The following is a 13,702-nucleotide window of genomic DNA, read 5'->3' as shown; positions in this document are numbered from 1 at the left end:
ATCATGTCCGACCTTCACTCTCATTATCCGGTTGTGGTGATCGGCGGCGGCCAGGCTGGCCTTGCCATGAGCGCGCAACTCAAGGCGCGTGGCATCGAGCATGTCGTGCTTGAGAAAAATACCATCGCGCATTCCTGGAAGACCCAGCGCTGGGACGCATTCTGTCTGGTAACGCCGAACTGGCAATGCCAGCTTCCCGGCTTTCCGTACACCGGCAGCGATCCGCATGGTTTCATGCTGCGCGACGAGATCGTCTCCTACATCGAGGATTTTGCGAAGCACATCGGTGCGCCGATCCGCGAAGGCGTCACCGTTACACGCCTTCGGCAGTCTGGTCGCGGCTTCGTGCTCGAGACGACGCTGGGCGAAATCGCCGCCGACAGCGTCGTGCTGGCCGTGAGCGGCTATCACATCCCGAAAGTGTTGCCGTTTGCCGACCGGCTCGATGCATCGATCACGCAGATCCACTCCTCCGCATACCGCAATCCGGATCAGTTGCCGCCGGGCGAGATCCTCGTGGTGGGGAGTGGGCAGTCGGGCTGCCAGATCGCCGAAGACCTGCATCTGGCCGGTCGCAAGGTGCATCTCGCCGTCGGCAGCGCGCCGCGCTGCCCGCGCTTCTATCGAGGCCGGGATGCGGTCGACTGGCTCGACGATCTCGGCCAGTATGACCTGCCCGTCGACAAGCATTCGCTGAAGGAGGGCGTTCGCAAGAACGCCAATCACTATTTGACCGGGCGGGACGGCGGCCGCGACATCGACCTGCGCAAATTCGCGCTCGAAGGCATGAAGCTCTACGGCCGCCTCAAGGACGGTCGCGGAACCTCCTTGCAGTTTGGCGATGATCTTCAAGTCAATCTCGACAGCGCTGATCGGGTCTACAACGGCATATGCCGGCTGATCGACGACCACATCGCGAAGAACAGGATCGCTGCACCCCTGACGCCTCACTATGAGCCCGTATGGTCTCCAAGTGCGGTCCCCAGGGAGCTCGATCTCGTAGCGAGCGGCGTCACGAGCATCATCTGGACGACCGGCTTCCGTTCCGACTGGTCCTGGATCGACCTGCCGATGTTCGATGGCACCGGGTATCCGACCCACAGGCGGGGCATCACGTCGGTTGACGGCGCCTATGTGGTCGGCCTGCCGTGGCTCTACACCTGGGGCTCCGGCCGGTTTGTCGGAATCGGGCGAGACACCGGCTTTGTCGCGGAGCACATCAACGAGCGATCGAGCGCGTTACGCGTCGAAACGCGTGAGGTCGCATAATATCGGCGCAATCCACTTAAACCGCCGCCTTCGTGTTGAGATAGATCGAATACAGCGAGGTCTGCCCGCAGATGTAGAGGCGGTTGCGGCGCGGGCCGCCGAAGCAGACATTGGCGACGATCTCGCCGATCGGGACCGTACCGAGATGGGTGCCGTCAGGCGCATAGCAGAACACGCTGCGGCCCGCCGAGGTCCAGACGTTGCCATGGATGTCGCAGCGGAAGCCGTCATAGAGCCCGTCCGGGCAGGTGGCAAACAGCGAGGCTTCCCCGACCGTTTGCCCCTTCACCTCGTAGGACCAGATCGTCGGCGGAAGCCCGCGGACATGGGTCGCGCCGGTATCGGCGACGTAGAGCCGGGTCTCGTCCGGCGAGAACGCCAGCCCGTTGGGCTTCACCCGGTCGGACACGACGCGCGTGATGGCGCCGGAGCTGCCGTCGATCCGGTAGACGTTGGAGGCGCCGATCTCGGACGGACTCTGCTGCCCTTCATAATCGCTGTCGATGCCGTAGGTCGGATCGGAGAACCAGATCGAGTTGTCTGACTTGATCACGACGTCGTTGGGCGAATTCAGCCGGCGGCCCTCGAACGCGTCGGCCAGCACGGTGATCGAGCCGTCGTGCTCGGTCCGGGTGACGCGCCGCATGAAATGCTCGCAGGTCACGAGCCGCCCCTGGCGATCGGTCGTGTTGCCGTTGGAATTGAAGCTCGGCGATCGGAACACCGACACCGATCCGTCGGTCTCGTCGAAGCGCATCATCCGGTTGTTCGGAATGTCGGACCAGATCAGGTAGCGCCCGGCCGGGAAGTAGGCGGGGCCTTCGGCCCAGCGGCAACCGCTGGTGAGTTTCTCAAGATTGACGTGGCCGAAGACCAGCTGGTCGAAACGAGGGTCGTGGGCGACATAGGGGAGCATGTGTCCTCCTTGATGAGCCGCAGATTCTTGGGATTGCCTGCGTGCGGTCCTTACTGTGATCGACCCTGCCGAATTTGCAAGCGTGCTTCACTTCGAGAGTGCATCGAGGCAGAAACGAAATGCCCGGGGACAGGCCCCGGGCAATCGTCGTTGTGAAAGCGTTCTTTGGCTTCTTACTGCGACAGCTTCACGAAGTTCGGAAACTTCAGCTTGCCTTCGGCGATCTTCTCCGGCCAGACCACGACCTGTTTCTGGTCCTGCCACTGGAAGACGAGGCCTGTGACCGCGCCCGCGCCGGACTTGATGCCGTGGGTGAACTCGTCGTCCTTGCCGTAGAACTTGATCTGACCGATCGTGCCCTCGAAGTCGGTCTTCTCCATCTCGGCGACCATCTTGTCCGGATCGGTCGAGCCGGCGCGCTTGATGGCGTCGGTGATGATGTAGACCTCGTCATAGGCAGTGTAGCCGGTATAGGCCGGCGGCGTGCCGAACTTGGCCTTGAAGGCCGCGGCGAACAGCTTCGTCTTCGAGGTCACGGCGACATCGGGCGTCGCGACGGCCAGCGACGGCACGCCGTCGGCGGCACCATTGGTGTCCTTCCAGAAGGTCGGGCTCAGCGCCTGCGCGCTGATGCCGAACATCGGGATCGGCACCTGCTGGTTCTTCCACTGTACCGTCGGCTGCACGCCGACATGCGAGATGCCGGTAACGATTACATCCGGCTTCTTGCCTTCGATATTGTTGAAGATCGGCGTGAAGTCGGTGGTATCGGGCGAGAAGCGGATATGCTCGACGACCGTCAGCCCGGCCTTGGGCAGGCAGGCCTCGTAGCCGACATCGAGCGGCTTGGTCCAGGCGGCGTCCTCGCTCATGATCGCGACGGTCTTGAACTTGAGCTTGTCGACGAGGAGATCCTTCGCCGCGTCGCAGACGAGTTGGGCCTGCGCGGCCGAGGTCAGATAGCCGTGGAAGGTGTACTTGTTCTTCTCGTAGTCGTTGTGGATCGCCTTGGTGATCTCGTTCGAGGCGGCGCCGGGGGTGATCAGCGGCATCTTCAGGCGCGCCGCCCAGGGCTCGAGCGCGAGCACGACCTCGCTGATATAGCTCGCGATCACCGCGGACACCTTGTCCTCGCTCACCGCGCGCTGGAACGCGCGCACCGAGTCGGCCGAGGAGCTCTTGTTGTCATAGGTGACGATCTCGACCTTGCGGCCGAGAATGCCGCCCTTGGCGTTGATCTCGTCGGCGGCGATCTGCGCGCCGCCGGGCGTCGCGGCACCCGCGATCGACTGCACCTCGGCGATGACGCCGATCTTGATCGGATCGTTCGACTGCGCGTAGGCGGGGGCGGCGAGGCACAGCGCCAGCGCGGAGGTGAGGAGGGCGGAGCCAAAAATGCTCGATGATCGCATGGTCGTTTCCCTTTCGTTGTTTTCTTGGGTTGTTTTGTTGTTGATACGTGCGAACTAGAGAAAATCGGCACCGGCTTCGCTGGCGAAGCGGCCGGGATCGCCTTCCCAGACGATCCTTGCGTGCTCCAGCACATAGACGCGGTCGGCGTGCGGAAGTGCGAATGTCACGTTCTGCTCGCCGAGCAGCACCGTGATCGAGGTGGTCTGCCGCAGCTTCTCCAGCGCCTTGGACAAAAGCTCGAGGATGACGGGCGCGAGGCCCAGCGTCGGCTCGTCCAGGATCAGGATCTGCGGCTGCATCATCAGCGCGCGGCCGATTGCCAGCATCTGCTGCTCGCCGCCGGAGAGCGTCTGCGCCAATTGGCCCTGGCGCTCCTTGAGGATCGGGAACAGCTCGAACAGCCAGGCGAGCTGCGCCGCGCGCTTGTCGTCCGCGAGATGCTGCCCGCCGAGATCGAGATTCTCGCGCACGCTCATCTCCCCGAACAGCTCGCGCGATTCCGGGCATTGCACGAGGCCGCTGCGGGCGATCTTGGCCGGACTGGTGCCGCGCAGCGTTTCGCCGCCACGGATGATCTCGCCGGTGTAGGGCAGGAAGCCGGAGATGGTGTTGAACAGCGTGGTCTTGCCGGCGCCGTTGAGGCCCACGATCGAGACGAACTCGCCCTCGTGGATGTGGATCGAGACGTTCTCCAGCGCCTGCGCCTTGCCGTAATGGACGCTGACATTCTCGACCTGGAGCAGCGGCACCTTGTCCTTGAAGCTGGTCTCGGGCCGCGCATGGGTTTCGATGGCGCCGCCGAGATAGACCCGGCGCACCGTCTCGTTCTTCATGACGTCGTCAGCCTTGCCGGTGACGATCTCTTCGCCGAGATACATCGCGAGCACGCGGTCGACCAGTGCCGCGACGCTCTTGACGTTGTGGTCGACCAGCATCACGGCACGGCCGTCATCGCGGAAGCTGCGGATCAGGTCGGAGAAGACGTCGACCTCGGCGCGCGTCAGGCCGGCGAAGGGCTCGTCGACCAGCACGACTTTGGGGTCACGCGCGATCGCCTTGGCGAGCTCGAGCCGGCGCAAATCGGCGAAGGGCAGCGTCGGCGGGCGGCGGTTCATCACGCTGCCGAGGCCGACGCGATCGGCGATCCATTTGGCGCGTTCGACCAGCGCCTTGTCCGGAAACAGCATGAACAGGCTGTCCGGCAGCAGCGCCACCATGATGTTCTCCAGCACGGTCTGCCGGTTCAGCGGCCGCGAGTGCTGGAACACCATGCCGAAGCCTTTGCGCGCGATCTTGTGCGCGGGCAGGCCGGCGACATTCTCGCCCTCGAAGATCACGTCGCCGGCAGTCGGGCGCTCGATGCCCATCACGCTCTTCATCGCGGTGGATTTGCCCGAGCCGTTCGGCCCGATCAGGCCGAAGATCTCGCCGCTGTTGACCTCGAAGCCGAGGTTCTTCACCGCGGTCAAGCCGCCGAAGCGTTTGGTCAGGCCGCGGACTTCGAGCACGGGCCGGTTTGAAAGCCTCTGATCCATTACGAGCGAGCCTCGCGCGAGAGGGCCGCTCCGAGGAAGCCGCCGGGGAAGAACAGGACGACGAGCAGTGCGACCGCAGAGACGATGAAGGTCGCGAGCTCACCGGTCGGGCGCAGGAATTCGCCGGCGACGATCAGGAAGATCGCCCCCAACGCTGCGCCCAGCACGGTGCGCCGGCCGCCAAGCACGGCCGACACGATGACATTCACGCCGACCGCGACGTCGACGACGGTGCCGACCGAGGCGGTGCCGAAATAGAACACCAGCAGCGCACCCGACAGGCCTGAGAAGAACGCGCTGACGATGAAGGCGGCGAGCTTGTGCTTGACGATGTTGAAGCCGAGCGCGCCGGCCTGCACCGGATCCTGGCCGCTGGCTTGCAGCACCAGGCCAATCGGTGATTGCGACAGGCCATAGAGGATCGCGGCCGAGATCGTCATGAAGCCGAGCGCGATCCAGTAGTTCGTGCCGGCATTGATGCTGATGACGTCGGGGATGGTGAGGCCGATCTCGCCGCCGGTGAGGTCGGCGAACACGACGATGAAGTTCTGCAGCATCAAGACCGCGACCAGCGTGGTCAGGCCGAAATACGGCCCGCGGACGCGCAACGCCGGCAGCGCCAGCACGAGGCCGGCGACGACCGAGGCGCTCGCGCCCAGCACGATGCAGAGATAGACCGACCAGCCGAACTGGGCGTTGAGAATGCCGGCGGTGTAGGCGCCGACGCCGATCAGGAAGGTCGGACCGAAATTCACTTCGCCCGCAAAGCCGAACAGCAGGTCCCAGGCCATCGCGAACACGCCGAAATAGAACGCGACGGTGAGGAGCCCGAGCACATAGCCGGAAACATAGAGCGGCAGGGTTGCCGCGACGATGACGAGCGCCAGCGACACGAAGAACAGGCGCGAGGTAAAGAAGCTCGCCATCTCAGCGCCTCCCCAGAAGGCCCTGGGGCCGGATGTACATCACGAAGACAAGCAGCAGCAGCGCCGGGATGGTGCGGTAGGCCGGCGAGACCAGGTAGGCCGTCAGCGTTTCCAGATAGCCGACCACGAAGGCGGCGATCAGCGAGCCGGAGACGCTGCCGAGGCCGCCGAGCACCACGATCGAGAACGCGCTCGCGGTCAGCGGACCCACGCTGTAGGAGCTAACGCCCAGGAACATGCCGAGCAGTACGCCGGCGATGCCGGCGAGGATGCCGTAGATGCCCCACACCACGATGTAGATGTTGGTGAGCTCGAGCCCGAGCAGCGTGACGCCGCGCGGATTCATCGAGGCCGCCAGCACCGCCTTGCCGGTGCGGGTGCGGTTCACCAGCAGCCACAGCAGTGCGATGACGAGGCAGCACACGATCGCCGTGAAAATCTCGTTCTTCGGCGTGCGGACGCCGAGGATCTCGACGACACCCTCGACGATCGGCAGCACGGTCTTGGCATTGTTGGTGAAGAAATAGGCGATCAGCTCCTGGATCATGATGCCCCAGAGCAGCGTTCCCGTGAGGACGAAGATCTCCTTCTCCTCATTCGGGATGCGCCGGGAGTCCTGGATCGGCTTCACCACCGCAAAGTAGGTGGCGAACGCCGCAAGCAGGGCGACGCCCACCCCGATCAGCGCGCCGGCATAGGTGCCGACATTGAGCACGCTGGCGGCGGCCCAGGCCGCCACCGCTGCCGCCACCATGATGGCACCGTGGGAAAGGTTGAGCACGCCGGAGACGCCGAAGATCAGTGTGAAGCCGGTGGCGCCGAGAGCGTAGAGAGCACTGATGGCAAAGCCATCGATCAGGATCTGGAAAGCTCGCATTGATGATTGGCCGAGAGTCTCACTTGAGGGAAGGTGCTGCGGGACGCCGCAAATGGAAGCTCCCGGGAGGTGGTCCCGGGAGCTACTCCTGCTAGTTCGAGAGCTTGATGAAGCTCGGGAACTTGATGTCGACCTTGGCGACGTCCTTCGGCCAGACCGCGCTCTGCTTGCCGTCCTGCCATTGCAGCATCAGCCCGGTGATCAGGCCCTTGCCGTATTTGATCGAGTGCGTGAACGGATCGTCCTTGCCGTAGAACTGGACGCGGCCGATCGTGCCTTCCCAGTCGGTCTTCTCCAGCGCATCGACCAGCTTGTCGGCATCGGTCGAGCCGGCGCGCTTCACGGCGTCGGCGATGTAGTAGACCTCGTCATAGGCGGTGTAGCCGGCATAGGACGGGTAGTTGCCGAACTTCTTCTTGAAGTTTTCGGCGAACGGCACCGACTTCGGCGTCACCGCGACGCCTGGCCCGGAGACGCCCTGATACAGCACGCCTTCGGCGGCCTGGTTGGTGTCCTTGCCGAAGGTTTCGTTGGTGGCCTGCGAGGAGATGCCGAACATCGGGATCGGCACCTGCTGGTTCTTCCACTGTACCGTCGGCTGCACGCCGACATGGGAGATGCCGGTGATGATCACGTCGGGCTTCGAGCCCTCGATCTTGTTGAAGATCGGGGTGAAGTCGGTGGTGTCGGGCGAGAAGCGGATGTGATCGAGCACTTTCAGCCCGATCTTGGGCAGGCATTCCTCGTAGCCGATATCGAGCGGCTTGGTCCAGGCGGCGTCCTCGCTCATGATGACCGCCGTCTTCATGTGCAGCCTGTCGACGAGCAGGTCCTTGGCGCCGTCGCAGACCGAGAGCGCGAGGGCCGCCGAGGTCAGATAGCCATGGAAGGTGTACTTGTTCTTCTCGTAATCGGCGTGAACGCTCTTGCTGATCTCGTTGGAGGCCGCACCGGGCGTGACGAACGGCGTCTTCAGCCGCGAAGCCCAAGGCTCCAGCGCCAGCACCACTTCGCTGATATAGCTGGCGATGACCGCGTTGACCTTGTCCTCGTTCACCGCGCGCTGGAAGGCGCGCACCGAGTCGGCGGAGGAGGAGTGATTGTCGTAACCGATGATCTCGATCTTGCGGCCGTCGACGCCGCCGGCCGCGTTGATCTCGTCGGCGGCGAGCTGCGCCGCTTGCGGGATCGATGCGCCGGCAATCGCCTGCGCTTCCGCGATGACGCCGATCTTGATCGGGTCGGCCGCAAAGGCCGGGCCTGACGCTGCCAACAATGCACCGGTCGCGACTGCGCCAAGCGCACTTCGCAATGCACCAGAGAGTGCTTTATTCATGTTGTTCTCTCCCTTGAACCAAGCTTCTTTGAGCTATTGGCGCGACTATAACGGCGAGAGAATCCTCGGCAAGTAAAACTGTATTCAGGATTGTACGATGGGGACTAAAGTCTAGCGTCTGCGTAAATATCGGGCAGAGCGGACTGACATTCCGCGTGCAGGCATGCAGATTTCGGCGATGGGCATGCGAGCGCATCGCAGGTTCACAACTCCGCTGTTGAGCGGGCTCAGCGCGCTCGCAGCGTCGACGGATCGAGCGGCGAGAGCCGGGCCGGATTGAATGGCGCGAGGTTCACCTCGCGCGTCGTACCATCCGCGATCAGCTGAGCCATCGCTTCGCCGGTCGCGGGCGCATTCAGGATGCCCCACACATTATGTCCGGTCGCGACATAGAGGCCCTCGCTCTGCGGCACCCGGCCGATCAGCGGCAGGCCGTCCTCCGTGACGGGGCGGAAGCAGGCCTGCTGCGCGATGATTTTTTCAGGACGAAACAGCGGCGACAGCCGCTCCGACATGGCTTGCAAGCGCGCGATCGCATCGCGGTCCGGCGTCACCGCTGCCGGATCGAGCGGCAGCTGCGCGATGTCGGACAGCGCCGTGATATGCGTACTGCCGTCGGCACGCGGAAACACCTCGATCGACACGGCGCTGCCATCCGTCTCACATTCCAGGAACAATGCATCGGCCGGCACGTTGGGGCCGATGTCGTAGACGATGCTCGGGCTGCGCTGGCCATAGACAGCCGGCAGGCTCATCCATTGCGCCGCGAGCAGCGACCATGGTCCCATCGCGATCACGACGGCGTCCGCTTCGATGACGCTGCCTTCGACCGCGATACCCTTCGCACGCGTCGCGTCGCGGACGATACCGGTGACTCGGCCGTGGCGAAGCTCTGCGCCTTGCGCCAGCGCCGCGTTCATCACGGCCGAGGTGAATTTTTGCGGATGAACGATCGCGGTCGTGTCGGTCGTGCCGATGCGCTGCGTGATGACGACGCCGTCGCCGAGCCAGCCGAGCGCTGATGGCGTCATCCGGCGCGGATCGCCATCGGGAGCGACATAGCCGCCATACGCGCTCATCGGGCGGTAGCCCCAATCGCCCGCGATCTCGCCGGGCAGTTGTGCGTGGAGCGCAAAACTGCGTCGCGCCAGCGCATCAAGCGGCGTGCCCGCACACCAGTCGCGCGCCAGAAAGCCGCCGGCCTTGCCGGAGGCCGCGGCCGCGACCTCGGTCCGCTCCACGACGATGACATCGACGCCGAGGCGGCGGAGGAAGTATGCGGTGCAGGCCCCGATCACGCCGCCGCCGCAGATCACAACGCGCATGGCTTGTTTCCCGACATGGCTTGTTTCCTGATCCGGCTAATCCGGAGGAGACAACCTAGCTCGAATAGCCACGTTCCAGGGCGTGACGCTGCTGATGGCGACCCAGCGCCAGATGGACGAGGCGCGTCAGCAACTCTCCATACGGCACGCCAGAGGCTTCCATCATCTTCGGATACATGCTGATCGACGTGAAGCCGGGCAGGGTGTTGATCTCGTTGAAGCAGAATTCGCCGGTCTGCCGATCGAGGAAGAAATCGACCCGCGCGAGGTCACTGCATTCGAGCGCCGCGAACACTTGCACCGCGAGCGCGCGCACGCGCTCCATCTGTGCCGGGTCGAGCCTTGCCGGAAGATCGACGCGGGCGCCGTCGGGATCGAGATATTTGGCCTCGTAAGAATAGAATTCGTGATGGGCGTTCGGATTGAGTTCGCTGGCGACGCTCGCAAACAGCGTCTCGCCATCGAGCACGGCGACCTCGATCTCGCGGGCGTCGATGCCCTGTTCGACCAGCACCTTGAGGTCATAGCGAAACGCATCGTCGAGTGCAGGCCCGAGCGCATCCCACGTCTTGACCTTGTGAATGCCGACACTGGAGCCCATGTTGCACGGCTTGACGAACACAGGAAGGCTCAGACCCTCGACCGCCTTGACGAGGGACGCGGCGCGATCCGCGGCGAAGGCCTTGCGGGTGAGCACGCGATACGGCGCGACCGGAACGCCGGCGAAGTCCGCGAGCCGCTTGGCGACATCCTTGTCCATGCTGACCGCGGAGGCCAGAACGCCCGAACCGACATAGGCGACCTCGGCCAGCTCCAGAAGGCCCTGCACGGTGCCGTCCTCGCAAAGGGGGCCGTGCATGACCGGAAAGACGACGTCGATCTCGATCGGCCCTGTGGCGTCTTCTGAGATCGGCACGAGAATGCCGCGTCCATCGGCGCCTCTGGCAAGCCGCATCTCGGGCGCATCGGGCAGGATCGGCAAGGCCGCCTGCGCAGGATCGATCCTGGCAAGATCGTTCCATTGCCAGCGACCCGTCTTGTCGATGGAGACCGGGATCACCTCGAAAAGCGCACGGTCGAGATGCCTGAGCACGGAGGCCGCCGATTTCAGCGAGACCTCGTGCTCGCCGGACCTGCCGCCATAGAGAACCACGACGCGAATTTTGTCTGCCATGGCTCAATTATCACGCGCTCTGTCCGGAAGTCACGTGTTGCCTCGGGCGGCTAGATCGCCCTTTCCGCCAAAAGTTCTCGGGCGCGCTCGAGATCGGCCAGCGTGTCCACGCCGAGCGGCTCCGTCTGGATCACCTTCGCGTCCATCCGCATGCCATTCTCGATCGCTCTGAGCTGTTCAAGGCTTTCTCGCTGCTCGAGAACGCCGCGTGGCAGGCCGACATATTTCGCCAGCGCCTCGCGGCGGTAAGTGTACATGCCGACGTGATGATAGTGCATCCCGGCCCCTGAGGGGATCACGGCTCGGCTGAAATAGACCGCGCGACCGATGGTCTCTCCGGGGTGGATCGCAAGGGCGATCTTGACGACGCTCGGCGCCTGGAGCTCGATGGGATCCTCGATCTCGGTGGCAAGCGTGGCGATCGAACAATCGGCATGCCGCGACAATGGCTCCATTGTCGCCCGTATCGTCGATGGATCGATGGTCGGCAGATCGCCCTGAAGCACGACGACGACATCGTAGGCCGCTTCCGCGTCGATCAACTGCAACGCTGCGTGCGCACGGTCCGATCCCGTCGGGAGGGCCGGGTCAGTCAAGATCGCCCGGCCGCCCAGATCGTCGATGACGTCCACGATGGCTTGATCGCCGCAGGCGACGACGACGGGGCCGATATCGGCCTCGAGGCCTCTTCGCCAGACGTGAGAGATCATTGGTTGACCATTGATATCCGTCAGTGCTTTGCCGGGGAGCCGGGTTGAACCGAGCCGCGTGGGTATGATTACGATCGGACGCATTGAAACCTTTCGTTTCCTGAACGGGCAACATCGCACGCAAGTTTGAGGCGCCAGCGGGGAACGCTGGCGCCTCGTCGCAATTCAGCTCACGCCTGCTCAGCCCGGCCCTGCACCTTGCGTCGCGGTGAACACCGCATACAGCGACTGGCTCGCGGCCATGAACAGGCGGTTGCGCTTCGGACCGCCGAAGCAGACGTTGCCGCAGACTTCCGGCAGGCGAATGCGGCCGAGCAGCTTGCCGTCCGGCGACCACACTGTCACGCCGTTATAGCCGACCGCGCGACCGGCATTGCTGGAAGCCCAGACATTGCCGTTGACGTCGCAGCGCACTCCGTCCGGCCCGCACTTCACGCCGTCGATCACGCAATCGGAGAAGCGCTTTCCGTTGGACAGCTTGTTGTCCGCGCCGACATCGAACACGAAAATCTCGCCCTTGCCGCCGGGGCCGGTGTCGCCCGGTCCCTTGCCGGTCGAGACGACATAGAGCTTCTTGAAGTCGGGCGAGAAGCACAAGCCGTTGGGATCGGGCACCTGCTCCTCGGTGACGACGAGATCGACGCGGCCGCTTGGATCGATGCGATAGCAATTGGTCGGCAGCTCGCGCTTGCCAGGTGTGAAGCCGGCCGGCTGTCCGATCCGCGGATTGAGCTTGCCGCCCGCGTTGCTCGGTCCGCCCGCCGCATCGGGCTCACCTTCATACAGCTGGCCGCCATAGGGCGGGTCGGTGAACCAGTAGCTGCCGTCAGGATGCGCGACGACGTCGTTCGGCGAGTTCAGCTTCTTGCCGTTATAATTGTCGCACAGCACGGTGGCGGTGCCGTCATGCTCGTAGCGTGTCACCCGCCGGGTCAGATGCTCGCAGGAGAGCTGGCGGCCCAGGAAGTCGAACGAGTTGCCGTTGGAATTGTTGGAAGGCGTGCGGAACACGCTGACGCGGCCGTCATCCTCGCTCCAGCGCATCTGCCTGTTGTTGGGAATGTCGCTCCAGAGCAGATACCGTCCTTGCGCGCTCCAGGCCGGGCCTTCCGCCCACAGCAGACCGGTATGGAGTCGCTTGATCGCTGTGTTGGGCTGCGCCAGATCGTTGAAGGAGGGATCGACCGCGATGATATCGGGGTCCCAGAAATAGGTGGTCGGTGCGCCGTGCGGGCCGAAGTCGCGCGGCGGTGTTGTGATCGTCGTCGGCGGGGCGGCAGGTCCGGTCTGTGCCAGTGCGGTGCCCGCTCCGGCCATCGTGGCCGCGGCACCGAGTGCAAGTCCCTGGACCAGCGTCCGTCGTGAAAGCGCGGCATCCTGCTCACGCTGCTGTTGGCGTGTCATTCGCGTCCTCCCAGGTTGTGTTCAGCTGGCCGGTTGATCCGGCCGAGCAAGGGCAAGGTTAGTCCCGTCCGCGATGAGTTGCGAGGGCCGACGTCACATCCTCCGTGCGATTTAAAGATCGTCGAAATCGTCAATCTGCCGATTCATGCGGGAATAAATGTGAACGGCCGTTCTGCACGGTGTGACGCGACAATTCGCGCGCCTGTGGGGAATTAACCGAGCCCCAGTTTGGGCCCTGTCAAGCCTTGACGTCGCCTCTATTGCTGCGCAGAAATCTTGAAAGAAAGGCCGCAGCCAATGGTGCAGGGTGTCATTACATTGATCGTGTTGCTCGGGATCGCGTATGCGGCCGGCTATTTCACGCGCGATTTCCAGTCACGCAAACGGCGTGCCGCGGCTCGCCGCACGGGCGGCTACACGCAGCCGGACTGGCTGAACCCCACCGTTGCCGCCAACACCAACGAAACTCCGTCCCCCGCCGTCGGCGAACTCGGCCAGATGCTGGATCGTTGGGAAAGCAGGGCCCGCTCGCGTCGCACGGGGTAGCTTTCTAGAGACGACAAGCGCGACCGTCATCCTTGTAACCGCGCGCTCAAAAATATTCCGCTTTACCGAAATTCGGATTTTTCGTATCTGTTGCCGCCCCTGATCCAGCAAAAAGGGGCGGTCGTCTGGCATGACAGCACGAACGGCGAGGGCCCGTAACCAGGTCAGTCCCCCTGACCATCTTTTGGCGTTGCAGTTGCGGCCATTTCTCGTCTAGAAACGGCGCATTGAGCCTCCCGGCAACCAACCGTCAACGGTTTTGACCGAGGAT

The 13,702-nt window shown here is 63.8% G+C and carries 12 protein-coding genes; 2 read left to right on the top strand and 10 right to left on the bottom strand.

Going from position 1 to position 13,702, the window contains the following annotated elements; all coding sequences use genetic code 11:
- Nucleotides 1-3 precede the first annotated feature (3 nt).
- Nucleotides 4-1,269, top strand: a complete 1,266-nt coding sequence (locus NLM31_RS31725; protein WP_254194871.1) for an MSMEG_0569 family flavin-dependent oxidoreductase — start codon at nucleotides 4-6, stop codon at nucleotides 1,267-1,269.
- 16 nt (nucleotides 1,270-1,285) lie between these two features.
- Here the strand turns inward: NLM31_RS31725 and NLM31_RS31720 are convergent, their stop codons facing one another.
- The 10 genes from NLM31_RS31720 to NLM31_RS31675 form a co-directional block, all read right to left on the bottom strand.
- Nucleotides 1,286-2,185, bottom strand: coding sequence for an SMP-30/gluconolactonase/LRE family protein (locus NLM31_RS31720; protein WP_254194870.1), 900 nt, complete (start codon nucleotides 2,183-2,185; stop codon nucleotides 1,286-1,288).
- A gap of 173 nt (nucleotides 2,186-2,358) precedes the next feature.
- Nucleotides 2,359-3,597, bottom strand: coding sequence for an ABC transporter substrate-binding protein (locus NLM31_RS31715; RefSeq protein ID WP_254194869.1), 1,239 nt, complete (start codon nucleotides 3,595-3,597; stop codon nucleotides 2,359-2,361).
- Nucleotides 3,598-3,651: 54 nt separating this feature from the next.
- Complete coding sequence (locus NLM31_RS31710) at nucleotides 3,652-5,133, bottom strand: ATP-binding cassette domain-containing protein (protein WP_254194868.1); 1,482 nt, start codon at nucleotides 5,131-5,133, stop codon at nucleotides 3,652-3,654.
- The gene (locus NLM31_RS31705; protein WP_254133221.1) at nucleotides 5,133-6,059 is read right to left on the bottom strand and encodes a branched-chain amino acid ABC transporter permease; all 927 of its coding nucleotides are present in this window, start codon (nucleotides 6,057-6,059) and stop codon (nucleotides 5,133-5,135) included. Before NLM31_RS31705 ends, NLM31_RS31710 begins: the two co-directional genes overlap by 1 nt.
- Before the next feature lies 1 nt (nucleotide 6,060).
- Complete coding sequence (locus NLM31_RS31700) at nucleotides 6,061-6,936, bottom strand: branched-chain amino acid ABC transporter permease (protein WP_254133220.1); 876 nt, start codon at nucleotides 6,934-6,936, stop codon at nucleotides 6,061-6,063.
- Nucleotides 6,937-7,027: 91 nt separating this feature from the next.
- Nucleotides 7,028-8,272, bottom strand: a complete 1,245-nt coding sequence (locus tag NLM31_RS31695) for an ABC transporter substrate-binding protein (protein ID WP_254133219.1) — start codon at nucleotides 8,270-8,272, stop codon at nucleotides 7,028-7,030.
- A 227-nt stretch (nucleotides 8,273-8,499) separates the two neighbouring features.
- Nucleotides 8,500-9,597 carry an FAD-binding oxidoreductase gene (locus NLM31_RS31690; protein ID WP_254194867.1) on the bottom strand — a complete coding sequence of 366 codons (1,098 nt, stop codon included), beginning with the start codon at nucleotides 9,595-9,597 and terminating at the stop codon, nucleotides 8,500-8,502.
- A 55-nt stretch (nucleotides 9,598-9,652) separates the two neighbouring features.
- Nucleotides 9,653-10,771, bottom strand: a complete 1,119-nt coding sequence (locus NLM31_RS31685) for a D-alanine--D-alanine ligase family protein (protein WP_254194866.1) — start codon at nucleotides 10,769-10,771, stop codon at nucleotides 9,653-9,655.
- A 50-nt stretch (nucleotides 10,772-10,821) separates the two neighbouring features.
- Nucleotides 10,822-11,565, bottom strand: a complete 744-nt coding sequence (locus tag NLM31_RS31680; RefSeq protein WP_254194865.1) for a 3-deoxy-manno-octulosonate cytidylyltransferase — start codon at nucleotides 11,563-11,565, stop codon at nucleotides 10,822-10,824.
- Between the two features lie 96 nt (nucleotides 11,566-11,661).
- Entirely contained in the window at nucleotides 11,662-12,885 is a 1,224-nt protein-coding gene (locus NLM31_RS31675) for an SMP-30/gluconolactonase/LRE family protein (RefSeq protein WP_254194864.1), read from the bottom strand.
- 300 nt (nucleotides 12,886-13,185) lie between these two features.
- Here NLM31_RS31675 and NLM31_RS31670 point away from each other — a divergent pair, with 300 nt between their 5' ends.
- Nucleotides 13,186-13,431, top strand: coding sequence for a hypothetical protein (locus NLM31_RS31670; protein WP_254135493.1), 246 nt, complete (start codon nucleotides 13,186-13,188; stop codon nucleotides 13,429-13,431).
- The last annotated feature ends 271 nt before the right edge of the window (nucleotides 13,432-13,702 follow it).

Source organism: Bradyrhizobium sp. CCGUVB4N (genome assembly GCF_024199945.1).
Lineage (GTDB): Bacteria > Pseudomonadota > Alphaproteobacteria > Rhizobiales > Xanthobacteraceae > Bradyrhizobium.
This window is presented reverse-complemented; position numbering and strand designations above follow the sequence as displayed.

Coding starts and splice junctions, on each gene's coding strand:
- NLM31_RS31725 (WP_254194871.1), top strand. CDS start 4: ATGTCCGACCTTCACTCTCATTATCCGGTTGTGGTGATCGGCGGCGGC.
- NLM31_RS31720 (WP_254194870.1), bottom strand. CDS start 2,185: ATGCTCCCCTATGTCGCCCACGACCCTCGTTTCGACCAGCTGGTCTTC.
- NLM31_RS31715 (WP_254194869.1), bottom strand. CDS start 3,597: ATGCGATCATCGAGCATTTTTGGCTCCGCCCTCCTCACCTCCGCGCTG.
- NLM31_RS31710 (WP_254194868.1), bottom strand. CDS start 5,133: ATGGATCAGAGGCTTTCAAACCGGCCCGTGCTCGAAGTCCGCGGCCTG.
- NLM31_RS31705 (WP_254133221.1), bottom strand. CDS start 6,059: ATGGCGAGCTTCTTTACCTCGCGCCTGTTCTTCGTGTCGCTGGCGCTC.
- NLM31_RS31700 (WP_254133220.1), bottom strand. CDS start 6,936: ATGCGAGCTTTCCAGATCCTGATCGATGGCTTTGCCATCAGTGCTCTC.
- NLM31_RS31695 (WP_254133219.1), bottom strand. CDS start 8,272: ATGAATAAAGCACTCTCTGGTGCATTGCGAAGTGCGCTTGGCGCAGTC.
- NLM31_RS31690 (WP_254194867.1), bottom strand. CDS start 9,597: ATGCGCGTTGTGATCTGCGGCGGCGGCGTGATCGGGGCCTGCACCGCA.
- NLM31_RS31685 (WP_254194866.1), bottom strand. CDS start 10,771: ATGGCAGACAAAATTCGCGTCGTGGTTCTCTATGGCGGCAGGTCCGGC.
- NLM31_RS31680 (WP_254194865.1), bottom strand. CDS start 11,565: ATGCGTCCGATCGTAATCATACCCACGCGGCTCGGTTCAACCCGGCTC.
- NLM31_RS31675 (WP_254194864.1), bottom strand. CDS start 12,885: ATGACACGCCAACAGCAGCGTGAGCAGGATGCCGCGCTTTCACGACGG.